Origin of the sequence: Luteimonas soli, assembly GCF_042648865.1 — a bacterium.
Taxonomy (GTDB): Bacteria; Pseudomonadota; Gammaproteobacteria; order Xanthomonadales; family Xanthomonadaceae; genus Luteimonas; species Luteimonas soli.
The window spans coordinates 891950-916953 of the sequence record NZ_JBHRYA010000007.1; the positions used below are offsets into that span (position 1 = coordinate 891950).

25 protein-coding genes and 1 tRNA gene are annotated in these 25004 nt (G+C 69.7%); 15 read left to right on the forward strand and 11 right to left on the reverse strand.

Annotated elements, in window-relative coordinates:
- Nucleotides 1-228 precede the first annotated feature (228 nt).
- The 5 genes from ACFONC_RS11370 to ACFONC_RS11390 all read left to right on the forward strand — a co-directional run bounded on the left by ACFONC_RS11370 (nucleotide 229) and on the right by ACFONC_RS11390 (nucleotide 7446).
- Nucleotides 229-1308, forward strand: a complete 1080-nt coding sequence (locus ACFONC_RS11370; protein ID WP_449284281.1) for an efflux RND transporter periplasmic adaptor subunit — start codon at nucleotides 229-231, stop codon at nucleotides 1306-1308.
- Nucleotides 1309-1311: 3 nt separating this feature from the next.
- Nucleotides 1312-4455, forward strand: a complete 3144-nt coding sequence (locus ACFONC_RS11375) for an efflux RND transporter permease subunit (RefSeq protein ID WP_386744127.1) — start codon at nucleotides 1312-1314, stop codon at nucleotides 4453-4455.
- Between the two features lie 178 nt (nucleotides 4456-4633).
- Nucleotides 4634-4786 carry a hypothetical protein gene (locus ACFONC_RS11380; protein WP_386744129.1) on the forward strand — a complete coding sequence of 51 codons (153 nt, stop codon included), beginning with the start codon at nucleotides 4634-4636 and terminating at the stop codon, nucleotides 4784-4786.
- Nucleotides 4776-5639 carry a TrmH family RNA methyltransferase gene (locus ACFONC_RS11385; protein WP_386744131.1) on the forward strand — a complete coding sequence of 288 codons (864 nt, stop codon included), beginning with the start codon at nucleotides 4776-4778 and terminating at the stop codon, nucleotides 5637-5639. Before ACFONC_RS11380 ends, ACFONC_RS11385 begins: the two co-directional genes overlap by 11 nt.
- Nucleotides 5640-5742: 103 nt before the next feature.
- Nucleotides 5743-7446, forward strand: a complete 1704-nt coding sequence (locus ACFONC_RS11390; RefSeq protein ID WP_386744132.1) for a hypothetical protein — start codon at nucleotides 5743-5745, stop codon at nucleotides 7444-7446.
- Between the two features lie 196 nt (nucleotides 7447-7642).
- Here the strand turns inward: ACFONC_RS11390 and ACFONC_RS11395 are convergent, their stop codons facing one another.
- From ACFONC_RS11395 to ACFONC_RS11410, 4 genes are all read right to left on the reverse strand, one after another.
- The gene (locus ACFONC_RS11395) at nucleotides 7643-9040 is read right to left on the reverse strand and encodes a M28 family peptidase (protein ID WP_386744134.1); all 1398 of its coding nucleotides are present in this window, start codon (nucleotides 9038-9040) and stop codon (nucleotides 7643-7645) included.
- A gap of 133 nt (nucleotides 9041-9173) precedes the next feature.
- Complete coding sequence (mscL, locus tag ACFONC_RS11400) at nucleotides 9174-9581, reverse strand: large-conductance mechanosensitive channel protein MscL (RefSeq protein ID WP_386744136.1); 408 nt, start codon at nucleotides 9579-9581, stop codon at nucleotides 9174-9176.
- Between the two features lie 38 nt (nucleotides 9582-9619).
- The gene (locus ACFONC_RS11405) at nucleotides 9620-10339 is read right to left on the reverse strand and encodes a fumarylacetoacetate hydrolase family protein (RefSeq protein WP_386744138.1); all 720 of its coding nucleotides are present in this window, start codon (nucleotides 10337-10339) and stop codon (nucleotides 9620-9622) included.
- A 51-nt stretch (nucleotides 10340-10390) separates the two neighbouring features.
- Nucleotides 10391-10687, reverse strand: a complete 297-nt coding sequence (locus ACFONC_RS11410; protein ID WP_386744140.1) for a hypothetical protein — start codon at nucleotides 10685-10687, stop codon at nucleotides 10391-10393.
- A gap of 51 nt (nucleotides 10688-10738) precedes the next feature.
- On the opposite strand from ACFONC_RS11410, the gene ACFONC_RS11415 reads away from it, so the two are divergent.
- Nucleotides 10739-11107 carry a Rieske (2Fe-2S) protein gene (locus tag ACFONC_RS11415; protein ID WP_386744142.1) on the forward strand — a complete coding sequence of 123 codons (369 nt, stop codon included), beginning with the start codon at nucleotides 10739-10741 and terminating at the stop codon, nucleotides 11105-11107.
- 94 nt (nucleotides 11108-11201) lie between these two features.
- On the opposite strand, the gene ACFONC_RS11420 is transcribed toward ACFONC_RS11415, so the two are convergent.
- The 4 genes from ACFONC_RS11420 to thiS all read right to left on the reverse strand — a co-directional run bounded on the left by ACFONC_RS11420 (nucleotide 11202) and on the right by thiS (nucleotide 15433).
- Nucleotides 11202-13040: an SLC13 family permease gene (locus tag ACFONC_RS11420; protein ID WP_386744144.1), complete on the reverse strand. Its 1839-nt coding sequence runs from the start codon at nucleotides 13038-13040 to the stop codon at nucleotides 11202-11204.
- A gap of 138 nt (nucleotides 13041-13178) precedes the next feature.
- Complete coding sequence (gene trmB / locus ACFONC_RS11425) at nucleotides 13179-13919, reverse strand: tRNA (guanosine(46)-N7)-methyltransferase TrmB (RefSeq protein ID WP_386744655.1); 741 nt, start codon at nucleotides 13917-13919, stop codon at nucleotides 13179-13181.
- Nucleotides 13920-14073: 154 nt separating this feature from the next.
- The gene (locus tag ACFONC_RS11430) at nucleotides 14074-14871 is read right to left on the reverse strand and encodes a thiazole synthase (RefSeq protein WP_386744145.1); all 798 of its coding nucleotides are present in this window, start codon (nucleotides 14869-14871) and stop codon (nucleotides 14074-14076) included.
- Between the two features lie 361 nt (nucleotides 14872-15232).
- Entirely contained in the window at nucleotides 15233-15433 is a 201-nt protein-coding gene (thiS, locus tag ACFONC_RS11435; protein ID WP_386744657.1) for a sulfur carrier protein ThiS, read from the reverse strand.
- 139 nt (nucleotides 15434-15572) lie between these two features.
- Here thiS and ACFONC_RS11440 point away from each other — a divergent pair, with 139 nt between their 5' ends.
- The 9 genes from ACFONC_RS11440 (at nucleotide 15573) to ACFONC_RS11480 (ending at nucleotide 22388) form a co-directional block, all read left to right on the forward strand.
- Entirely contained in the window at nucleotides 15573-17432 is a 1860-nt protein-coding gene (locus tag ACFONC_RS11440; RefSeq protein ID WP_386744147.1) for an autotransporter domain-containing protein, read from the forward strand.
- Between the two features lie 115 nt (nucleotides 17433-17547).
- Nucleotides 17548-17621: transfer RNA gene (locus ACFONC_RS11445), tRNA-Gly, on the forward strand.
- A gap of 51 nt (nucleotides 17622-17672) precedes the next feature.
- Nucleotides 17673-18161 (forward strand): ATP-dependent zinc protease family protein, encoded by a 489-nt coding sequence (locus ACFONC_RS11450; protein ID WP_386744149.1) that lies wholly within the window; start codon nucleotides 17673-17675, stop codon nucleotides 18159-18161.
- Entirely contained in the window at nucleotides 18158-19087 is a 930-nt protein-coding gene (rimK, locus tag ACFONC_RS11455; RefSeq protein ID WP_386744150.1) for a 30S ribosomal protein S6--L-glutamate ligase, read from the forward strand. Before ACFONC_RS11450 ends, rimK begins: the two co-directional genes overlap by 4 nt.
- 224 nt (nucleotides 19088-19311) lie before the next feature.
- Nucleotides 19312-19773 carry a hypothetical protein gene (locus ACFONC_RS11460; RefSeq protein WP_386744152.1) on the forward strand — a complete coding sequence of 154 codons (462 nt, stop codon included), beginning with the start codon at nucleotides 19312-19314 and terminating at the stop codon, nucleotides 19771-19773.
- Between the two features lie 10 nt (nucleotides 19774-19783).
- Complete coding sequence (locus ACFONC_RS11465) at nucleotides 19784-19936, forward strand: hypothetical protein (protein ID WP_386744154.1); 153 nt, start codon at nucleotides 19784-19786, stop codon at nucleotides 19934-19936.
- Complete coding sequence (locus ACFONC_RS11470) at nucleotides 19933-20388, forward strand: hypothetical protein (RefSeq protein ID WP_386744156.1); 456 nt, start codon at nucleotides 19933-19935, stop codon at nucleotides 20386-20388. Before ACFONC_RS11465 ends, ACFONC_RS11470 begins: the two co-directional genes overlap by 4 nt.
- Before the next feature lie 7 nt (nucleotides 20389-20395).
- The gene (locus ACFONC_RS11475; RefSeq protein ID WP_386744158.1) at nucleotides 20396-21079 is read left to right on the forward strand and encodes a response regulator transcription factor; all 684 of its coding nucleotides are present in this window, start codon (nucleotides 20396-20398) and stop codon (nucleotides 21077-21079) included.
- The gene (locus tag ACFONC_RS11480; protein WP_386744160.1) at nucleotides 21066-22388 is read left to right on the forward strand and encodes a sensor histidine kinase; all 1323 of its coding nucleotides are present in this window, start codon (nucleotides 21066-21068) and stop codon (nucleotides 22386-22388) included. Before ACFONC_RS11475 ends, ACFONC_RS11480 begins: the two co-directional genes overlap by 14 nt.
- Before the next feature lie 58 nt (nucleotides 22389-22446).
- On the opposite strand, the gene ACFONC_RS11485 is transcribed toward ACFONC_RS11480, so the two are convergent.
- The 3 genes from ACFONC_RS11485 to metF form a co-directional block, all read right to left on the reverse strand.
- A complete protein-coding gene (locus ACFONC_RS11485; RefSeq protein ID WP_386744659.1) occupies nucleotides 22447-23373 on the reverse strand; it encodes a branched-chain amino acid transaminase in 927 nt (308 codons plus the stop codon).
- An 87-nt stretch (nucleotides 23374-23460) separates the two neighbouring features.
- Nucleotides 23461-24015 (reverse strand): hypothetical protein, encoded by a 555-nt coding sequence (locus tag ACFONC_RS11490; RefSeq protein WP_386744162.1) that lies wholly within the window; start codon nucleotides 24013-24015, stop codon nucleotides 23461-23463.
- A gap of 109 nt (nucleotides 24016-24124) precedes the next feature.
- Nucleotides 24125-24949, reverse strand: coding sequence for a methylenetetrahydrofolate reductase [NAD(P)H] (gene metF / locus ACFONC_RS11495; protein WP_386744164.1), 825 nt, complete (start codon nucleotides 24947-24949; stop codon nucleotides 24125-24127).
- Nucleotides 24950-25004: the final 55 nt, after the last annotated feature.

Genomic DNA, 25004 nt, shown 5'->3' on the forward strand with positions numbered 1-25004 from the left:
GGATGACACGCCGGGAAGCGGCCAATGGAACGATCGCCGCCGGGCAGCCGGTCCAGACGGGCGATCGGGCCCCGTGTCCGGGGTGCGTAACGCGCGGGCGGGCGGATGGTTGACGCCGGAACGGTGCTTTCGACCCGGCCTGATGGCACACGTCTGGCTTAGCATGGACCCGATAAACTCCGCGGGTTTTTACTCGTTTCCTCCACGATGACCGACTCCCGCGCCACGATGTCCCGCTTCGCCCCGTTCGCCCTCGCCGCGGCATGCCTGTGCCTTGCCGCCTGCAGTGACGATGGCGCCGCAGCGCGCGGTGATGCGCCGGTCGAGGCGGTGACCACGACGACACTGGCCATGAAGCCCTGGCATGACCGCATCCGCGCGCTGGGCACGGTCAAGGCGCGCGAGTCGGTGGACGTGACCGCCAAGGTCAGCGAAACCGTGGAGCAGGTGCATTTCGACAGCGGCGACGAGGTGGAGAAGGGCGCGCCGCTGGTGACCCTGAGCGGGCAGCAGCAGCGCGCCGCGCTGGCAGCCGCGCAGGCTGCGGCCACCGAGGCCGAGCGTCTCTACAACCGCCAGCGGGAGCTGGCGGCGCAGCAGCTGGTGGCGCGCGCCGCGCTCGACGCGCAGCGCGCCACCCGCGACTCGACCCGCGCACAGGCCGCGCAGATCCAGGCCAACCTGCGCGACCGCGTCATCCGCGCGCCGTTCGCCGGGCGCCTGGGCATCCGCCAGGTCAGTCCCGGCGCGCTGGTCACGCCGGGCACGGTGATCGCCTCGCTCGACGACATCGCCCGCGTCCACGTCGACTTCCCGGTGCCGGAAACGCAGATGGAGCAGGTCGCCGTCGGCCAGCGGCTGACCGGGACCACCGCCGCGCTGCCCGGGCGCGAGTTCGAGGGCACGGTGTCGGTAGTCGACGTGCGCCTGGATCCGGCCACCCGCGCGGTGACCGTGCGCGGCGACTTCGACAACGCCGACCGTGCGCTGCGCCCGGGCATGCTGGTGCAGGTTGAGATCGAGCGCCCCGAACGGCAGGCGCTGCTGGCGCCGGAGATCTCCATCGTCCAGGTCGGCCGCGACTCGTTCGTCTATCGCGTGCGCGACGATGGCACGGTGGAGCAGGTGTCGGTGACGATCGGCGCACGCGGCCAGGGGCAGGCCGAAATCCTCGAAGGCCTGGCGCCGGGCGACCGCATCGTGGTCGACGGCACCGGCAAGCTGCGCCCGGGCGACCGCATCCGCGAGGACGCCGCCGCGACCGCGCCGCCGACGCCGCGCGAGGCCGCGCCCACCGCGGAGGACTGAGCCATGCTGCTGTCCGACGTCTCCATCCGCCGCCCGGTCTTCGCCACCGTGGTGAGCCTGCTGCTGATGGTGCTCGGCATCATGGCGTTCTCGCGCCTGACCCTGCGCGAGCTGCCGGCGATCGATCCGCCGATCGTCTCGGTCGACGTCAACTACCCCGGCGCCTCGGCGGCAGTGGTCGAGACGCGCATCACCCAGGTGCTCGAGGACGCGCTGTCGGGCATCGAGGGCGTCGAGATCATCCAGTCGCGCAGCCGCAACGGGCGCGCGTCGGTGGACATGGAGTTCACCCTCGAGCGCGACATCGAGGCCGCGGCCAACGACGTGCGCGACGCGATCAGCGGCGTCGCCGACCGCCTGCCCGACGAGGCCGATCCGCCCGAGGTGGAGAAGGCCGACAGCGACTCGGACACCATCATCTGGCTCAACATGAGCTCGACCACGATGGACACGCTGGAGCTGTCGGACTATGCCGACCGCTACATCGTCGACCGCCTGTCGAGCCTGGACGGCGTGGCCCAGGTTCGCATCGGCGGCCGCCAGCGCTACGCCATGCGCATCTGGCTCGACGCCGCGGCGATGGCCGCGCGCGGCGTCACCCCGAACGACGTCGAGACCGCGCTGCGCGCCGAGAACGTGGAGCTGCCCGCAGGCCGCATCGAATCGCAGACGCGCGACTTCACCCTGCGCGTGGCGCGCGGCTACACCACGCCGGAGGACTTCGCCGCAGTCCCGCTGCGCAAGGGCGACGACGGCTACGTGGTGCGGCTGGGCGACGTGGCCCAGGTGGAGCTGGCGTCGGCAGAGCGCCGCGCCTACTACCAGAGCAACGGCCAGCCCAACATCGGCCTGGGCATCGTCAAGACCTCGACCGCCAACGCGCTCGACGTCACCCGCGCCGCGCGCGCGATGGCGGTGGAAATCCAGAAGTCGCTGCCCGACGGCACCAACATCTTCGTCGCCTTCGACGACACGGTGTTCATCGAGGCCTCGATCGAGCGCGTGTACTGGACCCTGGGCGAGGCGATCGTGCTGGTGCTGGTGGTGATCTGGCTGTTCCTGGGCAGCCTGCGCGCGGCGCTGATCCCGGCGGTGACGGTGCCGGTGTGCCTGCTGGCGGCCTTCATCCCGCTGCTGCTGTTCGGCTACTCGATCAACCTGCTGACCCTGCTGGCGCTGGTGCTGTCGATCGGCCTGGTGGTGGACGACGCGATCGTGGTGCTGGAGAACATCCAGCGCCGCGTCGACCTGGGCGAGCCGAAGCTGGTCGCGGCGGTGCGCGGTACCCGGCAGGTCGCGTTCGCGGTGATCGCGACGACCACGGTGCTGGTGGCGGTGTTCCTGCCGGTGGGCTTCATGGAAGGCAACACCGGGCGCCTGTTCCGCGAACTGTCGGTGGCGCTGGCCGGCGCGGTGGCGCTGTCGGCGTTCGTGGCGTTGACCCTGACGCCGATGATGGCCTCCAAGCTCGTGCGCCCGCACGCACAGGAGAAGGCGACCCGGGTCAACCGCGGGTTCAACCGCGGCCTGGACGCGGTCGCCCGCGGCTACAACGGCATGCTTGCGCGGCTGGTGGCACTGCGGCCGCGACGGATCGTGATCGGCGTCGCGCTGACCATGCTCGCCTGCCTCGCGGCGATCTACGGGCTGGCCAGGTTCGTGCCTTCGGAACTTGCGCCGGCCGAGGACCGCGGCGCGTTCTTCGTCTCGATCGTCGGTCCCGAGGGCGCGGGCTTCGACTACACCGTCGAGCAGATCAAGCAGGTCGAAAAGATCTTCGCCGACCGCGTGCAGGGCGATTCCCCGGTGATCCGTCGCTACAACACCCGCGTGCCCGGCGGCTGGGGCAACAGCGAGGAAATGCACACCGGCAACGTGATCGTGTTCCTCGAGGACTGGCAGAAGCGCGACCAGTCCACGGCCGAAGTCGCCGAATCGCTGCGCCAGGACCTGGGCGCGCTCAGCGGCGTGCGTGCGCAGCCGCGCGTGGGCGGCGGCCTGGTCGGCAGCCGCGGGCAGCCGATCCAGATCGTGCTGGGCGGCCCCGAGTACAAGGAAATCGCGCGCTGGCGCGACATCATGATGCAGCGCATGGAGGCCAACCCGGGCTTCTTCTCGGTCGACTCGGATTACAAGGAAACCCGCCCGCAGATGCGCGTACAGATCGATCGCGCGCGGGCCTCGGACCTGGGCGTGAGCGTGACCGACATCGGCCGCGCGCTGGAAACGATGATGGGCAGCCGCCAGGTCACCACCTTCGTGCAGGAGGGCGAGGAGTACGACGTGCTGGTGCAGGCCGGCCGCGACGGCCGCGCCGAGCCGGCGGACCTGGCCTCGATCCGGGTACGCGCGCGCAACGGCGACCTGGTGCCGCTCTCGAACCTGGTCACGCTCAGCGAGCTGGCCGAAGCGGGCAGCCTCAACCGCTTCAACCGCCTGCGCGCGATCACCATCAGCGCCGGCCTCGCCTCCGGCTACAGCATGGGCGAGGCGCTGGAGTTCCTCGAAGGCGTCGCCCGCAACGAATTGCCCGACTACGCGCAGATCGACTGGAAGGGCGAATCGCGCGAGTACCAGAAGGCCGGCAGCGCGGTGCTGCTGACCTTCACCCTGGCGCTGCTGGTGGTGTACCTGGTGCTGGCGGCGCAGTTCGAGAGCTTCATCCACCCGTTCGTGATCATGCTGACGGTGCCGCTGGGCGTGCTCGGCGCGCTGATCGGGCTGGCGGTGACGGGAGGCACGCTCAACCTGTTCAGCCAGATCGGCATCGTGATGCTGGTGGGGCTGGCGGCGAAGAACGGCATCCTGATCGTCGAGTTCGCCAACCAGCTGCGCGACGAGGGCCGCAGCGTGGCCGAGGCGATCGTCGAATCGGCGACCGTGCGCCTGCGCCCGATCCTGATGACCTCGATCGCCACCGCGGTCGGCGTGGTGCCGCTGGTGGTTGCCGGCGGCCCCGGCTCGGCCAGCCGCGCGACGATCGGCGTGGTGGTGATCTTCGGCGTGTCGTTCTCCACCCTGCTGTCGCTGTTCGTGGTGCCGGCGTTCTACGCCCTGCTGGCCCCGTTCACGCGCTCGCCCGATGCGGTGGCGCAGGAGCTGGAGAAGCTGGAGAAGCAGGCCCCGTCGGTGGGTGGCCACGCCTGACACCCGCCGATCTGTAGGATGGGTAGAGCGAAGCGAAACCCATCGTCCGGCCGGCATCAAGTCGCACGGGAAGATGGGTTGACCAGCTTCGCTGTTGAAGACCGCTTCGCTCTACCCATCCTACGGTTGCCTTTTGCAGGGCGGTCGCTGCGATCGACAGCTCGCGTATCCTTTCCCGATGGCCACAGCAGACGCCAACCGCGCAACGGAAATACGGGTCGAACCCACCAGGCAACTGCGCCCGTGGCGCGCCGACGACCTCGAACTCGGCCAGCTGCATGGCCTGCGCGTCTTCGCACTCACCACGGACACCCTGACCAATGCCGACTGATCCTCCTGCATCGCCGTGGAAGCGGAGCCCACAGCGGCCCGACGCGAAACCACGCGCGCAGCGGCGCACGCGCGGCGAGGAGGTCGTGGAGACGTCCGGCTCCGGGGCTCCCGCGCCGCACGTCGCGCGCAACGAAGAACTGCGCCTGTACGGATTCAACGCCGTGCAGGCGGTGTTCGCGCGCCGTCCCGACGCGATCCGCAAGCTGTATCTCGCCGAGGACCGCATCCCCCGGCTGCAGCCGCTGCTCAAGTGGTGCGTGGCCAACCGCGTCGGCTACCGCGTCGTCGACGAAGCCGACCTGCGCAAGCTCGCCGCCAGTGCGCACCACGAAGGCGTGGTGGCCGACGTGCTGCGTGAGGCGCCGCAGTCGCTGACCGCGTGGCTTGAAACCTTGCCGCCCGAGCCGTGCTGCGCGCTGTGGCTGGACGGCGTCGGCAACCCGCACAACCTCGGCGCGATCCTGCGCTCGGCCGCGCACTTCGGCGTGTCGGCGATTTTTCTGCCGAAGCATTCGCCGCTTGCGCTGTCGGGTGCCGCCGCGCGCGTGGCCGAAGGCGGCGCGGAGGCCGTGCCCTTCGTGCGCCTGGGGCGCGACGACAACGCCATCGCCCAGCTGCGCGGCGCCGGGTTCCAACTCGCCGCCACCGTCGTGCGCGGTGGCGAGGACGTGTTCGCCGCGGACCTGCCGCAGCGGCTGGTGTACGTGCTCGGCGCCGAAGGCGAGGGCATGGACGCCGCGCTGGCCGGTGCCTGCGACCTGCGGCTGTCGATCCCCGGCAGCGGTGTCGTCGAAAGCCTCAACGTCGCCGCCGCGACCGCGGTGCTGCTGGCGCAGTGGGCGCGTGCGTGACGATCCGTGGAACTTGTGGGAGCGGCTTCAGCCGCGAGCTTTGCTCCCTCCCCTGCCGTCGCAGGGGGAGGGGCCAAGGCATGACCTCGACAGACCCTGACGCATGACGTCGTCTACCGAAACCGCATCGCGCCGCCTGTTGCCCGCGGCCCATGCACTGGCGCTGCTGTACCTCCTCGCCGGCATCGCCGCGATGTGGTGGCTGTCGCCGCGCGTCCCGTACGCAGACGGCTGGCGCTTCCTTGGCCACTTCCTGCAGGCGCCGTTCCCGCACGACATCCTCGCGCCCGACAACGGCCACCACGAGGTGCTGCCAAACGCGGTGCGGGTGCTCGAGCTGCATGTGTTCGGCGCGGGGCAGTGGCTGCAGGTCGCGGCCGGCATCGCGCTGGCGCTGGCCACGGTGCTGGTGTTCGCACGCGGGATCCGCGGGGTCGTCGATGTGCGGGCGAAGGCTGCGGCGTTGCTCGCCGTGGTGCTGGGCCTGTTCTGGCTGGGCAACATCCGCGCGCTGGCGCACGGCAACGAGTCGGTGCATGCGTACTGCGTCACCCTGTTCCTCGCGATCGGACTGCATGTGCTGTCGAAGGCGCGTACCGGGCGCGGCGGTATCGTCGACGCCGCGATCGCCGCCGCGTGCGGGCTGGCCGCCGCGTTTTCGTTCGGCAGTGGATTCGCCTGCTTCGTCGCCTTTGCCGCCTTGCTGTTGCTGCAGCGTGCGCCGTGGCGACAGTGGGCCGTGCTTGTCGCCGGACTCCTCGCCACCCTCGTGCTGCTGCGGCTGGACGGCGGCACCGGCGCCTCGATCGCGATCGCGCCGCTGCGCCAGGGCGAGATGCTGCTGCGCTGGCTGTGCGGCCCGTTCGTGTATGCCGCGTGGCCGCTGCTGGATCCGCAGATCGCCTCGCAATTGCCGATCGCCGCCGCGCGGGCGCCGGCGCTGGCCGTCGCGCAGGCCTACGAGGGCGCGTTCGGACCCGTGCTGCTGGCGCGCTGGCCGCAGCTGCTTTTCGGCCTCGCGGGGCTCGGCTGGCTTGCCGCGCTGGGCTGGCGCGCGTGGCGCGATCGCGAATCGGTGACGCTGTCCGCGCTGATGGGGATCGGGCTGGCCTGCTTCGCGGCCGCGGTCGGCGTGATGATCGCGACGGTGCGCCTGGATTACTTCACCACGCACCCGGATCAGCTGCTGGCGCCACGCTACGTGGTCTGGTCGAGTCTGTTCTGGGGCGGCCTGCTGCTGGCGACCGCCGCGCAGGCCCGCAGGCCGGCGCGCGCGCTGCTGGCGGCCGTGCTGGTCGCGATCGCGCTGCTGCCCAGCCAGCTGTGGATGGCCAGGCTCGGCGGCAACATGCAGGCGGTGGCCGGACAGACCGGGCTGGCCGCGGCGGTCGGCGTCGTCGAAGCGGACCTGCCGCTGGGTGAAACAGTGTTCGAGGATCTTGCAGCCGCGTTGCCGCCGGCGCGCGCCGCGGGCGTGGCCGTGTTTGCGTGGCCGGAGACCCGGTGGCTCGGCCGCAGGCCGGAGGCGGATGCGCTGCGCCTGCTGGAGGCGCGCGATCTTGAGGTCACGGTCGTCGACAACCGCCTCGACGCACACGGGCGCGGGCGACGGGTGCGCTTCGCGCTCGGCGATGTGCCGGCCAATCGCCTGCTGCTGCTCGACGACGACGGCACGGTGCGTGGCCTGGCAATGCGCGACCGCGAAGATGGTCGCTGGATCGGGTGGATGCGTGGGGCGGGGCACGAGCCTCCGCGCGTTGCCGCTGCGGTGGGACCGCCTTCGCGACAGGAGCGTCGGTCCCCTTGATCGTCATCCCCGCGGAGGCGGGGATCCAGTGACTCTTGGCCGGGGGGAAGAGCTCGCGGCTGAAGCCGCTCCCACAAGAGCTGGCGTCTTCTTGATCGTCATCCCCGCGGAAGCGGGGATCCAGCGACTTGGCCAGAGGGAAAGGACTCGCGGCTTCCGCCGCTCCTACGGGGGTGGCCGGTGTGGTGCCGCAGGCTCAGTCTTCGGCGTCCGCCGCCTTCGGTGCGCTGCCGAAGTCGCCCTCCGCCTGCGCCGCCAGCCAGGTGAACACGGTGTAGGCCGCCACGTTCTGTGCCAGGGCTTCCGGGTCGACCTTGTCGAGGGTGTCCTCGGCGTTGTGGTGCAGGTCGAAATAGTGCGTGCCGTCGTGGCCCAGCCACGCCCAGGCCATGCCCTGCCGCGTCATCGGGCCGATGTCGGATTCGGGGCTGCCTTCGCCCGGCATCGCCTCGATGCCCAGCGGCGCCAGTGCGGCGGCGATCTTGTCGAAGGCGGCCTTCTCGCCTTCTCGCGCGCTCGAGTCGAAGCCGTAGATCCGCCCGGCGCCGAAGTCGCTCTCGGCGGAGATCACATGCTTGGCCACTTCACTGGCGTGCTTCTCGGCGTAGGCGCGGCCGCCCCACAGGCCCTGCTCCTCGTTGGCGAACGCGACCACGCGGATCGAGCGCTTCGGCTGCAGCGGCTTGAGCAGCGCGCCGGTGGCCATGGTGATGGCGATGCCGGCGGCGTCGTCGATCGCGCCGGTGCCCAGGTCCCAGGAGTCGAGGTGGCCGGCGAGCAGCACCACTTCATCCGGGCGCTCGCTGCCGGTGATCTCGCCGATCACGTTCTGCGAGGTGTACTCGCCGTCGAAACCGCAGTCGAGCGCGACGCGCACGCGGGTCGGGCCGAGGGCGACCAGGCGCGCGAGCTGGTCGGCGTCGATCGTCGACAGCGCGGCCGAGGGGATCGGCTCCAGCCCGTCTTCGAAGCCGGTATTGCCGGTGTGCGCCGCGCGGCTCTTGTCGGTGCCGGCCGAGCGCATCAGGAAGGCCTTCGCGCCCTTGCGGATGGCCAGCGACGGCCCGCCCCAGCGCACGCCGCCGCCGTTGCGGTAGTCGCCGCCGTCGCGCTGCCGCTTCATCTGGTAGTCGACGAAGGCGATCTTGCCGGCCAGCGAACCTTCCGGCGCGGCCTTGAGCGCGTCCAGGTCGGCGAAGCGCACGACTTCACCTTCGACCGTGCCGCCCGGGCTGCCGCCCAGCGCGGTGAGCACCAGCGGCTGCGCGTGCTCGCCGAGCACTTCGGCGCTTTCGCTGCGGCGCTCCCACTTCGGGAAGGTGACCGGTTCGGTCCAGACCTTGTCGTAGCCGAGCTCGGCGAACTTCGCCTTCGCCCACGCCACCGCGCGCGCGTCGGCCTCGGTGCCGGCCAGGCGCGGGCCGACCTCGGTGGTCAGCGATTCGGTGATCTTCCAGCCCAGGTCGCTGGCCAGCGCCTGTTCGCGCAGCTGCCCGGCCTTGTCGACGGCCGCATCGGGAATGCGCGTCTGCGCGTGCAGTGCGCAGGCGGGCAGGGCGAAGGCAAGGGCGAGCAGCAGCGGGGCGAGGCGCATGGCGGTCTCCGGAATGGCGCGTCGCGCGGCGATCGCCTGCAGCGCCGGAAAAAGGACGAAGCCGCAAGGGTGGCAGCCCATGCGGCTTCGTGGCCCGTGACACAAGTCATGCCGCGCGCGGCGGCCGTCACGCTCAGCGTTTGAGCGAATCGCGGATCTCGCGCAGCAGCAGCACGTCTTCCGACGGCTCGGCCGGGGCTTCCTCTTCCTGCTTGCGGTTCATGCGGTTGATCGCCTTGACCACCAGGAAGATCGCGAACGCCAGGATGATGAACTGGATTACCGCGTTGAGGAACTCGCCGATCCCGATCACCACGGCGGGCACGGCCTCGCCGGCGGCGTCCACCGTGGCCTCCTTCAGCGTGAGGACCCATTTCGAGAAGTCGACGCCCCCGATCAGCAGCCCGATCGGCGGCATGATGACCTTGTCGACCAGCGCGGTGACGATCTTGCCGAAGGCCGCGCCGATGACCACGCCGACCGCCAGGTCGACGACGCTGCCGCGCATCGCGAATTCCTTGAACTCACTCATCATGCCCATCTGCTCTCTCCTCGGCCTGCGGTGGTGGGAACCCTAGACTACACGCGCGGTGGCGCGATGCGGCAGTTCAGTTCCAGCAGGTCGTCGAGCCGGCCGGTGCACGCGTCGCCCGGCTGCAGCGTGGCCACGCCGGCGGGCGTGCCCATGAATACGAGGTCGCCGGCGCGCAGGGCGTACAGCTTCGACAGCTCGCATAGGATGTCAGGCACGTCCCAGATCAGCTGGTCCAGCCGCGATTGCTGGCGCAGCTGGCCGTTGATCGTGAGCGACAGCTTGCGCGGCGCCAACTCGCCCGCTTCGGCGGCCGGCACCAGCTCGCCGACCGGCGCCGACTGGTCGAAGGCCTTGCCGGTGTCCCACGGCAAACCCTTGGCCTTGGCCACGGCCTGCAGGTCGCGGCGGGTCAGGTCCAGGCCCAGGCCGTAGCCGAACACCAGCGCCTGCGCGGCGTCGCGGTCGAGGACGCCGGGCGGGGCGTCTTGGCCGAGCGCGACCACCAGTTCGATCTCGTGCTGCAGGTCGGCGGTGCCCGGCGGGTAGGCGGCTTCGCCATCGGTGACGATGGCGTCGGCGGGCTTGAGGAAGAACGTCGGCTGGCCGCGCTCGGCTTTCGAAGCGGGGGCCGTCGCGCCCATTTCGCGCGCATGGTCGGCGAAGTTGCGGCCGACGCAGTAGATCCGGCGCACCGGGAACGTGCCGCCGCCGCGCACCGGGACGCGCGGAGTTGGCGGCGCGGGGATCACGTCGTGGTCGGTCATGGGTTCGGAAACCGCTGGCGAGGGACGGGTCGCCGCCAGCGCGGCGGGCTTTCAGCGCAGCAGCGGCTGGCCGGTCTTGTTCACGACGCGGTATTCGCCGTCGACCACGCGGGCGTCCTGGGCCACCGGCTTGCCGCGCTGGCGCAGCAGCCGCATCACCAGGCCGCCGGTCAGCATCGCCACGCCCACGAACAGGCCGATCACCAGCAGCCCGACCAGCAGCAGCACCCCGACCACGCCCAGCAGCGCGCGCAGCAGCGGGTGGCGCGGCTTGCGCGGCGCGAACAGGGCCGACAGGCCGGCGCCGGAGAAACGGGAGTGGAAGGAGCGGAAAACGTGGACTGACATGGGACCCGGGGCGGTACGATGGTGAACAGGTGTCGCAGTATCGGGTCCGCAATGCACGAAGATGTAAGGGGTTTGTTAAATCCTGATGAAAGCGGCGCCCCGCTGGCATCGCTGTCACAGATCGAGGACGGCGGATTCGCCGAGGCCGAAGCGACCATCGACGGCGACGCCGAATCGCTGATCCTGCACCGCGACGGCGATGCCGTCCGCGCCTGGCTCAACATCTGCCCGCACGCCGGCCGCCGCCTCGACTGGGCGCCGGGGCAATTCCTCAAGAGCCGCGAAGGCCACCTGGTCTGCGCCGTGCACGGGGCGACGTTCGAGCTGTCCGGCGGCGTCTGCGTCGCCGGCCCTTGCCGCGGCGAATCGCTGCGCGCGGTCGCCGTCGCCGTAAAGGACGGCAACGTCGTCTTGCCGTAGGTCGGGGCTACGCCCCCGACGGCTCCTTGCCGCGAATCAAAAGCCGTCGGGGACGTAGCCCCGACCTGCGCGCGGCGTGGATTCAGCGGTCGGCCTAGAACATCAGGTTGACCATCAGCACCACGATCGCGGTGTAGACCAGGGACAGCGGCCCGCCCACGCGCCACATGTCCTTTGCGGTGTAACCCGCCGGGCCGGTGATCATCGAGATCGACGGGTTCGACGCGGTCATGAAGTTGTTCGACGCCGACAGCGCCACGATCAGCGCGAACGCGGTCGGGTTGCCGCCCACCGCCAGCGCCAGGTTGATCGCCAGCGGCACCATCACGATGGTCGCGCCGACGTGGCTGATCACCAGCGAGAACAGCGTGGTCAGCAGCGCCATCGCCAGCTGGATCAGCCACACCGGCAGGCCGTCTGGCAGTCGCTCGATGCTGTGCCCGGCCACCCACGCCGCCGCGCCGCTGGAGTCCATCGCCCAGCCCAGCGGGATCAGGCAGGCCATCAGGAACACCGTCTTCCAGTTGATCGCCGAATACGCCTCGTCCATCTTCAGCACGCCGCTGACCAGCATCCCGGCCACGCCCGCCATCAGCGCGATCGAGGTCGGGATCCTCGACGACAGCGCGATCAGCATGGTGACGGCGAAGATCACCATCGCGATCTTGAACTTGTGCGGCCGCTGCTCGCCCTTCGGGTAGTCGGTGACGATGACGAAGTCGCGGCTGGCGGCGGTCTGCGCCAGGTCCTGCCAGATGCTGTGCAGCACCAGCATGTCGCCGGCGCGCAGCGGCACGTTGCGGGCGTTCTCGCGCAGCACTTCCTTGTCGCGGTTGATCGCCAGCAGGCTGATGCCATGGGTCTTGCGCAGGTGCAGGTCGGCCGGGGTCTTGCCGATGAACTTCGACGTCGGCGGCACCACGGCCTCGGAGATGCCGGCGCGGCTGGGATTGAACAGGTCGCCGAACTCGCGCAGCCGCGTGCTCATGCGCAGGAACTGGTTCTGCGCGAAGTCCGCCACCTGTTGCCGCGCGCCCATCGCGCCGATCACGCTGCCGACCCAGATCCGCGCATCGCCCGGCGGCGCCAGCCGCGACTCGTTGCCGGTCTTGAGCGCCAGCAGCAGCGGCGCGCCGTGCAGCGCCTCGGCCTCGCCCAGCGACATGCCCACCAGCGGGCTGTCGGCGCTGACGGTGAGCTCGAACACCTCGCCCTCGATGCCGTAGGACTTGGCGAAGTAGCTCTGCGTGCGCGCCGGCGTCACGCCCTTGTCGGTGTCGTCGCGCAGCTGCCGGTTGCCGAAGAAGTGGAAGTACGCCAGCGCCGCCACCAGCAGCGCCAGGCCGATCGGCATCGGCGCGAACATCTGCAGCGGCTCCAGCGTGCCCACGCCCGAGGGCAGGTTGGCGTTGGCCGCGACCAGCAGGTCGTTGAGCAGGATCAGCGGCGAGTTGCCGACCATGGTCAGGCCGCCGCCCATGATGATCGCCGCCGACACCGGCATCAGCAGCCGCGACAGGCTCACGCCGGTGCGCGCGGACAGGCGCGAGACGATCGGCAGGTACAGCGCGGTCACCGAGGTGTTCTGCATGAACGAGGAGTTGAGGCCGGCGATCGCCGACGACAGCAGGAGCAGCCGTTGCTCGACGCCGCGCGAACGCCGCAGCAGCCAGCCGGCCAGGCGGTTTAGCGCGCCGGTGCGGTCCAGGCCCATGCCCAGGATCATCGTCGCGATCACGTTCATCACCGCGTTCGACGAGAAGCCGCTGAAGATGTCCTCCGGCGCGACCAGCCCCGTGAGGCCGAGCACCACCAGCACCACCAGCGCCACCACGTCCGCGCGCACGCGCTCGAACAGGAACAGCAGCATGGTCAGCACGACCAGGCCGAGTACGAGGGCCATGTCCGTGGTGAGGGTGAGTGCGGTGTCCATCAGGGGCTGGGGCCTGGGGATCGGGGGCTTGGGAGACCGCCCGGGCGTCCGGCTTCGCTGATGGGTGCCACGGGTGCAGCGTGCGACCGGATCCGCATCGCCGCTCCCTGCGCTTGGCCAGCCCCCGGTCCCAAGATCCTAGCCCCCGCTCCTGTCATACAGCAGATCCCATACACCATGCCCCAACCGCTGGCCGCGCGTCTCGAAATGCGTCTGCGGCCGCCACTCGGGTCGCGGCACGTGGCCGCGCGGGCCGGCGCGGTTGCGCAGCCCGGGCGTGGCGTCGAGCACGGCCCACATCTGTTCGGCGTAGTCCTGCCAGTCGGTGGCCAGGTGCAGGCGGCCGTCGGCGGCGAGTTTCCTGGCAAGCAGCGCGGCGAACGCGGGCTGCAGCAGGCGGCGCTTGTTGTGGCGCTTCTTGTGCCAGGGGTCGGGGAAATAGATGCGGATCTCGTCGAGCGCGCCGTCGGCGACCTCGTGTTCCAGCACCTCGACCGCATCGTGGTGGTAGAGGCGCACGTGGTCGCTGCCGTCCTCGTCCAGCGCGTTGAGCAGGCGCCCGACGCCAGGCGCATGGACTTCGATGCCGATGTGGTCGCGCTCGCGGTCGCGTGCGGCGGAAAAGCGCAGCGCTTCGCCGTTGCCGAAGCCGATCTCCAGCACGCGCTTGGCATCGCGGCCGAACACCGCGCCGAAATCGCGCGGCTCGCCGGTGAAGTCCAGCCCGAAGCGCGGCCACAGCGCGTCGAACGCGCGCTGCTGCGCCGGCGTGAACCGCCCCTGCCGCAGCACGAAGCTGCGCACGCGGCGCTTGCCTTCCTCGACGGTGAACGGTTTCGGCGGGGCCTTGGCGCCTTCGCTGGAGAACGGATCGGTCATCGCGTCCCGGTCCGAGTGGCTGGGGCGGCCGCGGTCGCCATCGTCCGGGTCATCATCCAGTCCGTAGGGCGGGTCTTGACCCGCCATTGCCCGTGGCCTGGGGGTGCTGGCGCGGGGCGGCGGGTCAAGACCCGCCCTGCGGGTGCGCGAGCTGTCACCCGATCAGTCCTTCCACCGGACTCGACGCACTGGCGTAGCGCTTGCGCGGGATGCGTCCGGCGCGGAACGCCGCGCGCCCGGCTTCGATCGCCAGCTTCATCGCATGGGCCATCAGCACCGGGTCTTTCGCACCGGCGATGGCGGTGTTCATCAGCACGCCGTCGCAGCCCAGTTCCATCGCAATCGCGGCATCCGAGGCAGTGCCGACGCCGGCGTCGACGATGATCGGCACCTTGGCGTTCTCGACGATCTCGACCAGGTTCCACTTGTTCTGGATGCCCAGGCCCGAGCCGATCGGCGCGGCCAGCGGCATCACCGCCACGCAGCCGATTTCCTCCAGGCGCTTGCACAGCAGCGGGTCGTCGGAGGTGTAGACCATGACGTCGAAGCCGTCGGCGACCAGCTGTTCGGCGGCCTTGAGCGTCTGCACCACGTCCGGGTACAGGGTCTTCTGGTCGCCGAGCACCTCGAGCTTGACCAGCGTGTGGCCGTCGAGCAGTTCGCGCGCCAGCCGGCAGGTGCGCACCGCATCCTCGGCGGTGTAGCAGCCGGCGGTGTTGGGCAGGATGGTGTAGCGGTCGGGCGGCAGCACGTCGAGCAGGTTGGGCTCGCCCGGGTTCTGGCCGATGTTGCTGCGGCGGATGGCGACGGTGACGATCTCCGAGCCCGCCGCCTCGGTGGCGGCTCCGGTTTCGTCGAGGTCCTTGAACTTGCCGGTCCCGGTGAGCAGGCGGGAGCGATAGGTCTTGCCGGCAACGACCAGTGCGTCGCCATCGTGTGCTTGGGTATCCATCGCCGGATTATCGCGCAAGTGCGCGGGCGATTCAGGTGATTGCGCCGCGCCCGGTCAGCGTGGAGCAGGTGGCTGGCGTGGAGCGGGTGCCGGGCCTGCGTCGCTGGTGGAAGCGACCACGTCGGTTCCAAGGTCGCGGTTGCCATCCATGGCGCGACATCCGTGGCTTCGGGCCGCCCGGCCCGGCCATCGATGGCCGGTCGTTCGCAAACGCTGCCGATGCCGATAGGGCATCAATCGCATGTTTGGGATTGTGGCTGCCATCCATGGCGCGGCTTTGGGGGCTTCGGATCGTCCGGCCCGGCCATCCATGGCCGGTCGTTCGCAAGCGCGCGAGGCGGTGCCTCGCAAACGCGCTTGCTCACCCACCTCCCAGCGCATGCACGATCTCGACCTTGTCGCCGGCAGCCAGCACGTGCTCGGCGTGCCGGCTGCGGGGGATGATCTCGCCGTTGATCTCGACCGCAACGCGGCGCTGCGCCAGGTGCTGGGCCTCGAGCAGGGCGGCCAGCGTGGTCTGGTCGGGCAGTGGCAGCGACTGCCCGTTGAGGATGATGTCCATGCGCGTATTGTGGCCGCTTGCCGCGGCGGCTGCACTCGTGATGCCGCGGCGCACCTTGAGCGCATCCGGCGTTCGTGGAAACATGCGCCACCATCCGCCCCCGTACGTCGCGGGCGGCCCATTTCCCCAGGAGAACTCCATGGCGTTGCTGTCCCGTCCCCTCCGCCACACCCTAGCCGCCGCGCTGGCGCTGGCCGCCGCACCCGCCTTCGCGCAGGGCGACAGCCCGTACAGCAACACCGTGTTCTTCGGTGACAGCCTCACTGACGCCGGCTATTTCCGCCCGGTACTGCTGCAGGTGGTCGGGCCCTCGGGCGCGCTGATCGGCAAGTTCACCACCAACCCCGGGCTGGTCTGGTCGGAATACCTGGCGCAGTACTACGGCACCGACGCTTCGCCAAACGGCAACGGCCAGAGTGGCGACAACTACGCCGCCGGTGGCGCGCGGGTGGGCGTGGACGTGACCAATGCACTGGGCTTCGTCCCTTCGCTGTCCACGCAGATGAACAGCTACCTGGCCGCCAACGGCGGCCGCGCCGACCCGAACGCGCTGTACACCGTCTGGGGTGGCGCCAACGACGTATTCGCTGTGGTATCCGACCCGTCGCAGGCGCAGGCGATCATCGGCGGCGCGGTCACCGCGCAGATCGGCATCGTCGGCACCCTGCAGGCGGCGGGCGCGCAGTACGTGCTGGTACCCAACCTGCCCGACATCGGCCTGACCCCTTCGTTCCGCGCCGGCGGCGCGGCGGCCATGGGGCAGGGCACCGCGCTGGCGGCCGCCTACAACGACGCGCTTTACGGCGGCCTGGCGGCCAGCGGGCTGCGGGTGATCCCGGTCGACACCTTCCACTTCCTGCAGGAGGTGGTGGCCGATCCCGGCCTGTACGGCTTCGCCAACGTGACCAGCGCAGGCTGCGGCGTGCAGCCGGCGCCGGCGGGTGATTCGTCGCTGTTCTGCAACCCCGGTTCGTACGTCGATCCCAGCGTGCAGAGCAGCTACCTGTTCGCCGACGGCGTGCATCCGAGCGCCGCGGGGCAGCAGGCGATCGCGCAGCTCGCGCTGGGCATGCTCGAGGGCCCGCGCCAGATCGCGGTGCTGCCGCGTTCGGCGGCGACCACCGGGCGCGGGCGCGCGGACATCGTCGCGATGCACGTGTCGGATGCGCCGGAGTCCGACGGCATGCACTGGTGGACCAACCTGCGCGGCGACTTCCAGCGCTACGGCAGCGGCGACGACTACGACGGCGTGATCCCGGCGATCGCCGGCGGCGTGGACTGGAGCAGCGGCAACATGGTGTTCGGCGGCTTCGCCGGCTACGGCCGCGGCCGCATCGACTTCGGCCGCGCCGGCGGCGACTTCCGCCAGTCCGAGGCCACCCTCGGCGCCTTCGCCGGCTGGTACGGCGACGCCGGGCTGTGGGTCAACGGCCAGCTGAGCTGGTCGAAGCTGGACTTCGACGTCGAGCGCGACCTGCGCCTGGGCCAGGCGGTGCGCACGCATTCGGGTTCCACCGACGGCGACAACCTCACCGCCGCGATCAACGCCGGCTGGAACTTCGGCAGCGGCGCGCTCCGGCACGGCCCGGTGCTGAGCGTGGTCTCGCAGCAGATCGACGTCGACGGCTATGCGGAAAGCGATCCGGCGCTGTCCTCGTCGCTGGCCTACGCCGACCAGAGCTTCGACTCGCTGATCGGCAGCGTCGGCTGGCAGGCCAGCTACGCGATCAACGACCACCTCGTGCCGTATGCGCGCTTCACCTACGACCACGAGTTCGAGGAAGGCCCGGCGCAGGTCTTCGCCAGCGCGCAGTCGATCCCCGGCTCGCTGGAGTACGCCGTGCCGGGGCTGTCGTACGACAGCAACTACACCACCATCGTGATCGGCGCGCGCACCCGCCTGCTCGGCCTGGACGCGAACATCGGCGCCACCGCCACCGTGCAGCAGGGCGGCGGCAACAACGCCACGGTGTTCGCAACGGTGGGGAGCAGCTTCTGACGCAGCCCGCATGTCGCAAGTCGAAGGGCCCCTCGCGGGCCCTTCGCTTTTGCCGGCAGGTGCCGCCCGGACGGATTGCCATGACGCGCGCGGCGGGCATAGACTGGCGGCCTCCGCGGGTGTAGTTCAATGGTAGAACTTCAGCTTCCCAAGCTGATAGCGTGGGTTCGATTCCCATCACCCGCTCCAGTTGCAGACGGCGGCGCGTCCCATGGGCGGGCCGCCGTTTTTTGATGGCGCATGCCGATGGCGCGAACGCTCGATGGTGCGGGACAGGAACCGGCGATGGTCGAGCTGGGCTGGCGCGAATGGGTGGCGCTGCCGGCGCTGGGCATCGCGCGGCTGCGGGCCAAGGTCGACACCGGCGCGCGCAGCTCGGCGCTGCACGTCGACGCGCAGTGGCGGTTCAGCGAGGGCGGGGCGCCGTGGGTGGGTTTCCGGATCACGCCGGCGCGCGGTGGCGATGAAGTCGAAGCGCGTGCGCCGATCCTCGACGAACGCGAGGTCGCCGACTCCGGCGGCCGTCGCACGCGGCGGATCTTCCTCTCCACCCGGCTGCGGCTAGGCAGCGTGGAGCGCGAGATTGAAATCAACCTGACAGATCGCCGCAACATGCTGTTCCCGATGCTGCTGGGCAGGACCGCCATCGCGGGCGCGTTCACGGTCGACCCTGCACGATCCTCGCTCCACGGCAAACCGCCGCGACACCTCCCCGGACCCGCCGCATGAAGCTCGCCATCCTCTCGCGCAACAGCAAGCTGTACTCGACCCGGCGCCTGGTCGAGGCCGCGCGCGAGCGCCGCCACAGCGTGCGCGTGCTCGACCCGCTGCGCTGCTACATGCGCATCAGCGTCGAAGGCTTCGACCTGCGCTACAAGGGCCGGCCGATCGCCGGCTACAACGCGGTCATCCCGCGCATCGGCGCCTCGATCACGCGCTACGGCAACGCGGTGCTGCACCAGTTCGAGCTGATGGGCAGCTACAGCCCCAACCCGTCGGTGGCGATCATGCGCGCGCGCGACAAGCTGCGCTGCCACCAGCTGCTCGCCGCGCAGGGCATCGGCCTGCCGGTGACGGTGTTCGGTGACAACCCCGACGACACCAGCGACCTGCTGGCGATGCTCGGCCCGCCGCCGCACGTGATCAAGCTCAACGAGGGCACCCAGGGCAGCGGGGTGATGCTGACCGAAAAGCCGTCGGCCTCGCGCAGCGTGATCGAGACCCTGCGCGGGCTGTACGCGACCTTCCTGGTGCAGGAGTTCATCGAGGAAGCCAAGGGCACCGACCTGCGCTGCTTCGTGGTCGGCGACCGCGTGGTCGCGGCCATGCGCCGGCAGGCGCCGCAGGGCGACTTCCGCTCCAACCTGCACCGGGGCGGCAGCGGCAAGGCCGCCCGGGCCAGCGCCGCGGAACAGGCAGTGGCCGTGCGCGCCGCGCAGGTACTGGGGCTGGGCATCGCCGGGGTCGACCTGATCCGCTCCCGGCGCGGCCCGCTGGTGCTGGAGGTCAACTCCTCGCCGGGGCTGGAGGGGATCGAGCAGGCCACGGGCGTGGACATCGCCGGCCGCATCATCGACCACGTGGCCGCCGGCGCGCCGGCCACGCCGAAATCGCGGGGCCGGGGCGCCCGGAAATCGGGATTAATCAAAAAATAACATCCGGTTTAACCACCGCCTAACCGGGCCGGTCGTAATGTTTCCCGAACCGGAATCGCGCGCTCTCTCCAGACAATCTTCAGGTCAGTCGGCGGATTACGGTTATCGGGGCAGTACCTTTTTCGGCCCAAGCGACCATCTCGCTTGGGCCTTTTGTTTTGTGCCAGACTCCAAAAAAGCCCGCCCGGCGGCAATGTGCCGCTTCCATCCACCGGAGACGAATCATGCTCAGAGGAATCGTGTTCGCGGGGCTCCTGCTGGTGGCCAGCGGGGCCATGGCCGGAGATGGAGAAGCAGGACAGGACGCCAGCTCATCCCGGTTCGAGTCCCAGAGGATCTCGATCCAGAAGGCGCTGGACGATGGCGAAACCTATGGCGAAATCAGCTCCACCGAGCGTCGTGAAGTGCTCGCGGCGCTGGCACGGATCCAGAAGGCGCTGGGCCCAACGGGCGATGCCGGCCGGCTCAGTGAGAGGCAGAAGCTCCAGGTCTTCAACGACCAGGAACTGATCAACAACATCCTCACCCGGGCGGACAAGGACAACCGGCTGGTATGCAGGCGGGAGAAAAAGACCGGCACCCACATGGCGTCCAACCAGTGCCTGACGGTCGCCGAACGCGAGCGGGCCGCAGAGCACGCGCGCGCCACGCTCACCCGCACGCCGCCCCACGCGCTTTCGCATTGACCTTGGCCCAATGCCCATCCCCGTCATCGAAGACAACCGGGATATCGCGGCCAACGGCGTGACCGGGCTGCATCCGGCCGCGATGCGCGTGGACCTTTTGTTTTGTGCGAAACTCTGGAGCATTTTCCAGTCGGAGGAAGAGAAGACATGTACAGGGGCATGACACTTGCACTGCTGGTATTGATTGCCGGCACGACGATGGCCAGCGAGCGCGGGACGCGCGTCGATGTCGAGGAGCAGTTCGCCGAGCAGCGCGCGCAGATCCTCGAGGAGCTGGGCGATGGCGAAACCTTCAGCGAGATCGAGAACGCGGACCGCGAGAAGGTGAAGTCGGCGCTGGCACGGATTTCGACCGCGCTCGACCAGTCCGGTGGCGTCGCCCAGCTGAGCGAAGAGCAGAAGGTCGCGGTGTTCAACGACCAGGAGCTGGTCAACAACATCCTGACCGAGGCCGGCGAGAACAGCCGCCTGGTCTGCAAGCGGGTGAAGAAGACCGGTTCGCATATGTCCAGCAACCAGTGCATGACGGTTGCCGCGCGCAATCGCGCCAGGGAGAACGCGCAGGACCAGCTCCGGAGCACTCCGCCGCGCCAGTTGCTCAAAGAAGGCATGTAACCAGCCCATGCGCATCCTCGTCATCGAAGACAACCAGGACATCGCCGCCAACCTCGGCGACTACCTGGAAGACCGCGGCCACACCGTCGACTTCGCCGCCGACGGCGTGACCGGCCTGCACCTGGCCGTGGTGCACGACTTCGATGCGATCGTGCTTGACCTCAACCTGCCGGGCATGGACGGCCTGGAGGTCTGCCGCAAGCTGCGCAACGACGCGCGCAAGCAGACACCGGTGCTGATGCTCACCGCGCGCGACAGCCTCGACAACAAGCTGGCCGGCTTCGACTCGGGCGCCGACGATTACCTGATCAAGCCGTTCGCGCTGCAGGAGGTGGAAGTCCGCCTCAACGCGCTGTCGCGGCGCGGCCGCGGCGTGCAGGCGCGGGTGCTGGAGGTGGCCGACCTCGAGTACAACCTCGACACCCTGGAAGTGCGCCGCGGCGGCAAGCTGCTGCAGCTCAACCCCACGGCGCTGAAGATCCTGCAGGCACTGATGGAAGCCTCTCCGGCGGTGGTGACGCGGCAGGAGCTGGAAACCCGAGTCTGGGGCGAGGAGCTTCCCGACTCCGACTCGCTGCGCGTGCACATCCACGGCCTGCGCGCGGTGGTCGACAAGCCATTCCCCGTCCTGCTGATCCAGACCCGCCATGGCATCGGATATCGCATCGCCGAGCCCGATGCGAACACCTGAGCGCGCGCTCGCGCGCAAGCGTCGCTACCGGCGGCGGCTGCGCAGCCGGATCATCCTGTCTTTCGTCATCTTCGGGTTCGTCCTGACGGCGCTGATCGCCACGACCGCCGTTTACCTGCGAAACCGGGTCGAGGACCAGGTGATCAGCGCGGCTTTGCTGAAGAACAACAATGTGTTCGCCGAGGGTTTCTATCGCAATCCCAACGCGATCGGCGTGCCGTTCGAGAAGATCCAGGGGCGGCAATTCAGTACGAGCAAGCTCGATCGCGTGCCCGATGCATGGCGCGACCTGTCCAATGGTGTGCATGAGCTGACGGAAACGGATCCGGCCACGGGCGAAGAGCGGGTCTACCGGTTGGCGGTACGCAAGGATGCGCAGTATTGGTTCTTCCTCGCGTACGACATTGCCGAGGAACGCGAGAGCCAGCAGCGACTCAATCGTGCGCTCATCGGCAGCGTCGGCTTCTTCACCCTGCTTTCGGCGCTGATCGGATGGTGGTCGGCGGCAAGGGTGATGAGCCCGGTGTCCGAGCTGGCGCGGCGCCTGCAGGCGTCCGGAGACAGCACGAGCCCCGAGCCGCTGGCCACGCACTTCCCCGAGGACGAAGTCGGCCAGCTCGCCTCCGCACTCGACGACTATGCCGAGCGCCTCACCGAGGTGGTCCAGCGCGACCGCGAGTTCAACGCCGACGTCAGTCACGAGTTGCGCACGCCGCTGGCGGTGGTGAAGGGCGCGGTCGAGCTGCTGCTCTCGCGCCCGGGCATCGACGAGAAGACGCAGGCGCGCCTGCTGCGCATCCAGCGCGCCGAGCAGCAGTGCACGGACCTGATCAGCGCGCTGCTGCTGCTGTCGCGCAACGAGCGCGGGCACGGCGCCACCGACGTCAGGCGCGTCGCCGAGCAGCTGCTCGATGCCCACCGCACCCAGCTCGGCGGCAAGCCGCTGGAGCTGCGCCTGGAAGGTGGCGGCGAGCTGGTGGTGGACGCGCCGGAATCGGCCATCAACGTCGCGCTCGGCAACCTGATCGGCAACGCGGTCAAGTACACCACCCACGGCGAGGTGATCGTGCGCCTGCTCGACGACGCGGTGGAAGTCATTGACTCCGGCCCCGGCCTGTCCGCGGAAGACGCCGCGCGCCTGTTCGAACGCGGCTATCGCGGCACCCACGCCGAGCATTCGCTCGGCGGCGGCATCGGCCTGTCGATCGTGCGCCGCCTGTGCAAGCTGTACGGCTGGGAAGTGCGCGTGGTGCCGGGCGAGGAGCGCGGCGTGGTGGCGACGCTGACGTTCTCGAAGGCGGACACGTAGGTCGGGGCTACGCTCCCGACGGGCCGTACGGTGTGTGCGTCGGGGGCGTAGCCCCGACCTACGTGCGGTCCACCGGCTCCAGCCAGCCGTACTTGTCCGGCGTGCTGCCATCGAACAGCCCGAAGAACATCTCCTGCATCTTCCGCGTCACCGGCCCGGCCTTGCCGGCGCCGATCTGGCGGCCGTCGACCGAGCGGATCGGGGTCACTTCCGCCGCGGTGCCGCACATGAACAACTCGTCGCACAGGTACAGGTATTCGCGCGGCATGTCGCGTTCGACCACCTCGATGCCGGCGTCGCGCGCGAGCGTGATCAGGCTGTTGCGGGTGATGCCGTTGAGCAATGCCGCGCTGACCGGCGTGGTATGCAGCGTGCCGTCGAAGACCAGGAAGATGTTCTCCCCGGCGCCCTCGCTGAGCAGGCCGGTCGACGCCAGCGCGATGCCTTCACCGAAGCCCAGCCGTCGCGCCTCGCGCGCGATGAGCTGGCCGGACAGGTAGTTGCCGCCGGCCTTGGCGCCGGTGGGGATGGTGTTGGGCGCCATGCGCTGCCAGCTCGACACGCAGGCGTCGATGCCCTGTTCGAGCACGCCGTCGCCAAGATAAGCACCCATCTGCCACGCCGCGACGGCGACGTCGATCGGCGTTTCCGCCGACAGCCCGAAACCACCCAGCCCACGCCACGCCACCGGCCGCAGGTAGGCCTTGCCCAGCGCGTTCTTCTTCAGGACCTCGCGGCAGGCGGCGTTGATCTGTTCCAGCGAATACGGAATCTCCATGTCGTAGATCCGCGCGGACGCGAACAGGCGCCGGTTGTGGTCGCTCAGGCGGAAGATCGCGGGGCCGCGGGGCGTGTCGTAGCTGCGGATGCCCTCGAACACCGACGAGCCGTAGTGCAGCGCGTGCGACATGACGTGGGTGGTGGCTTCGGCCCATGGCTTGATGGTGCCGTTCTGCCAGATCCATTCGGGGTATTGCATGTCGATCGCCCGTGATTCGGTGGAACCGGCATTTTGCCTGATCACGGATGGATGGGCCGATCCCACGGGATCCCGTTGCTGCCGCGATCGGCCCTACAGCACGATCCACCAGCACCCCATGTGCCGCCGCAGGCCGAACATGGTGCGCGAGGGCGTCGAGCCGTTGGACAGCACCTGCTCCACGCGCAGCGCGACGGGGCGCCTGCGCACCACCGTCGCGCCGGGGTAGTCCTGCGCATCGACCGCGCCGCTGACGGTCATGCCGCCGCCCGCGTCGACGCTGAGCTGCGGCGCCGGCAGCACCGCGCTTACGTCGATCAGCGGCCGGTTCGCGATCACGTCCAGGCGGCCGAGCACCGCATAGCCGTTGCGGCTCGACATGCCGGTCCAGTTGTAGACCGCGGCCAGGCGATTGACGTCGCGGCTGTCGATCGCCGCGGTGACCTCGAAGATCAGGTCGCGCAGGCTGCGCGAACAACCCCGCGCCCAGGTCTTGCCGCCGTAGACGGGCGAATGCACCGAAGGCTTTGGTCGCGCGACCCCGCCGACGTCGGCGCAGGCACGATCGGTGAACACCACCTCGCCGTCCGGCCGCGTGCAGCGCCGGATCTGCGCGTCGGCGGGCGGTGGCCAGAGCATGGCGGCCACGAGCAACGCCAGGGCGAGGAAGGAAATGCAGGAACAGCGCATCCCGTGAAGACTAGCCGCGCCCGCGCCCCGCGGGAAGTGATGCAGGCACGGGAGACCGCGCCCGGGCTCAGCGCAGCCGCGACAGGACCGCCTCGGTCGGCCTGGCGAGATTGAGCGTGTAGAAGTGCAGCGAAGGCGCGCCGCCGTCGACCAGGCGCTGGCACAGGGCACTGACGATGTCGGCGCCGAACTCGCGCACCGCCTCGACATCATCGCCGTGCGCCTGCATGCGCTTGGCGATCCAGCGCGGGATCTCCGCGCCGCACGCCTCGGAGAAGCGCCGCAGCTGGCTGAAATTCGAGATCGGCATGATTCCCGGCACGATCGGGATGGTGACGCCGAGCTTGCGCACCGAGTCGACGAAGTGGAAGTACGCGTCGGCGTTGTAGAAATACTGCGTGATCGCGCCGTCCGCGCCGGCGTCGACCTTGGCCTTGAAGTGCTTCAGGTCGGCCAGCGCATGCTCGGACTGCGGGTGCGTCTCGGGGTAGCAGCCGACCTCGATGTGGAAATGGCCGTCGTGTTCGCGACGAACGAAGTCCACCAGGTCCGTGGCGTAGCGGAATTCGCCGGGGTGGCCCATGCCCGAGGGCAGGTCGCCGCGCAGCGCGACAAGGCGCCGGCAGCCCATGGCCTTGTAGCGCTGCAGCAGCGCGGCGATCTCGGCGCGCGAGCCGCCGACGCAGGAAACGTGCGGCGCGGCGTCCAGCCCGTGATGCCCGTGCAGGCGGTCGATGGTTTCCGGCGTGTGGTCCAGCGTCGAACCGCCCGCGCCGAACGTGCACGACACGTATTCGGGCGCATGCGCCTTGAGCTTCTTCGCCGTGCGATCGAGCTGGGTGCGCTGGTCGTCGGTCTTGGGGGGATAGAACTCGAAGGAAATCGGGATCATCGCGGACTGTCCGGGCGAAGCAAGGCAGGCATAATATCGCTTTATCGCGATGAAT

Bases quoted from the DNA above. Each gene is read 5' to 3' on its own strand.
- metF (WP_386744164.1), bottom strand. From the start codon at position 24,949: ATGATCCCGATTTCCTTCGAGTTCTATCCCCCCAAGACCGACGACCAG.
- mscL (WP_386744136.1), bottom strand. From the start codon at position 9,581: ATGGGCATGATGAGTGAGTTCAAGGAATTCGCGATGCGCGGCAGCGTC.
- ACFONC_RS11405 (WP_386744138.1), bottom strand. From the start codon at position 10,339: ATGACCGACCACGACGTGATCCCCGCGCCGCCAACTCCGCGCGTCCCG.
- ACFONC_RS11385 (WP_386744131.1), top strand. From the start codon at position 4,776: ATGCCGACTGATCCTCCTGCATCGCCGTGGAAGCGGAGCCCACAGCGG.
- ACFONC_RS11420 (WP_386744144.1), bottom strand. From the start codon at position 13,040: ATGGACACCGCACTCACCCTCACCACGGACATGGCCCTCGTACTCGGC.
- ACFONC_RS11470 (WP_386744156.1), top strand. From the start codon at position 19,933: ATGACACTTGCACTGCTGGTATTGATTGCCGGCACGACGATGGCCAGC.
- ACFONC_RS11390 (WP_386744132.1), top strand. From the start codon at position 5,743: ATGACGTCGTCTACCGAAACCGCATCGCGCCGCCTGTTGCCCGCGGCC.
- ACFONC_RS11370 (WP_449284281.1), top strand. From the start codon at position 229: ATGTCCCGCTTCGCCCCGTTCGCCCTCGCCGCGGCATGCCTGTGCCTT.
- rimK (WP_386744150.1), top strand. From the start codon at position 18,158: ATGAAGCTCGCCATCCTCTCGCGCAACAGCAAGCTGTACTCGACCCGG.
- ACFONC_RS11395 (WP_386744134.1), bottom strand. From the start codon at position 9,040: ATGCGCCTCGCCCCGCTGCTGCTCGCCCTTGCCTTCGCCCTGCCCGCC.
- ACFONC_RS11375 (WP_386744127.1), top strand. From the start codon at position 1,312: ATGCTGCTGTCCGACGTCTCCATCCGCCGCCCGGTCTTCGCCACCGTG.
- ACFONC_RS11440 (WP_386744147.1), top strand. From the start codon at position 15,573: ATGGCGTTGCTGTCCCGTCCCCTCCGCCACACCCTAGCCGCCGCGCTG.
- thiS (WP_386744657.1), bottom strand. From the start codon at position 15,433: ATGGACATCATCCTCAACGGGCAGTCGCTGCCACTGCCCGACCAGACC.
- ACFONC_RS11475 (WP_386744158.1), top strand. From the start codon at position 20,396: ATGCGCATCCTCGTCATCGAAGACAACCAGGACATCGCCGCCAACCTC.
- ACFONC_RS11460 (WP_386744152.1), top strand. From the start codon at position 19,312: ATGCTCAGAGGAATCGTGTTCGCGGGGCTCCTGCTGGTGGCCAGCGGG.
- ACFONC_RS11410 (WP_386744140.1), bottom strand. From the start codon at position 10,687: ATGTCAGTCCACGTTTTCCGCTCCTTCCACTCCCGTTTCTCCGGCGCC.
- ACFONC_RS11450 (WP_386744149.1), top strand. From the start codon at position 17,673: ATGCCGATGGCGCGAACGCTCGATGGTGCGGGACAGGAACCGGCGATG.
- ACFONC_RS11430 (WP_386744145.1), bottom strand. From the start codon at position 14,871: ATGGATACCCAAGCACACGATGGCGACGCACTGGTCGTTGCCGGCAAG.
- ACFONC_RS11465 (WP_386744154.1), top strand. From the start codon at position 19,784: ATGCCCATCCCCGTCATCGAAGACAACCGGGATATCGCGGCCAACGGC.
- ACFONC_RS11415 (WP_386744142.1), top strand. From the start codon at position 10,739: ATGCACGAAGATGTAAGGGGTTTGTTAAATCCTGATGAAAGCGGCGCC.
- ACFONC_RS11380 (WP_386744129.1), top strand. From the start codon at position 4,634: ATGGCCACAGCAGACGCCAACCGCGCAACGGAAATACGGGTCGAACCC.
- ACFONC_RS11480 (WP_386744160.1), top strand. From the start codon at position 21,066: ATGCGAACACCTGAGCGCGCGCTCGCGCGCAAGCGTCGCTACCGGCGG.
- trmB (WP_386744655.1), bottom strand. From the start codon at position 13,919: ATGACCGATCCGTTCTCCAGCGAAGGCGCCAAGGCCCCGCCGAAACCG.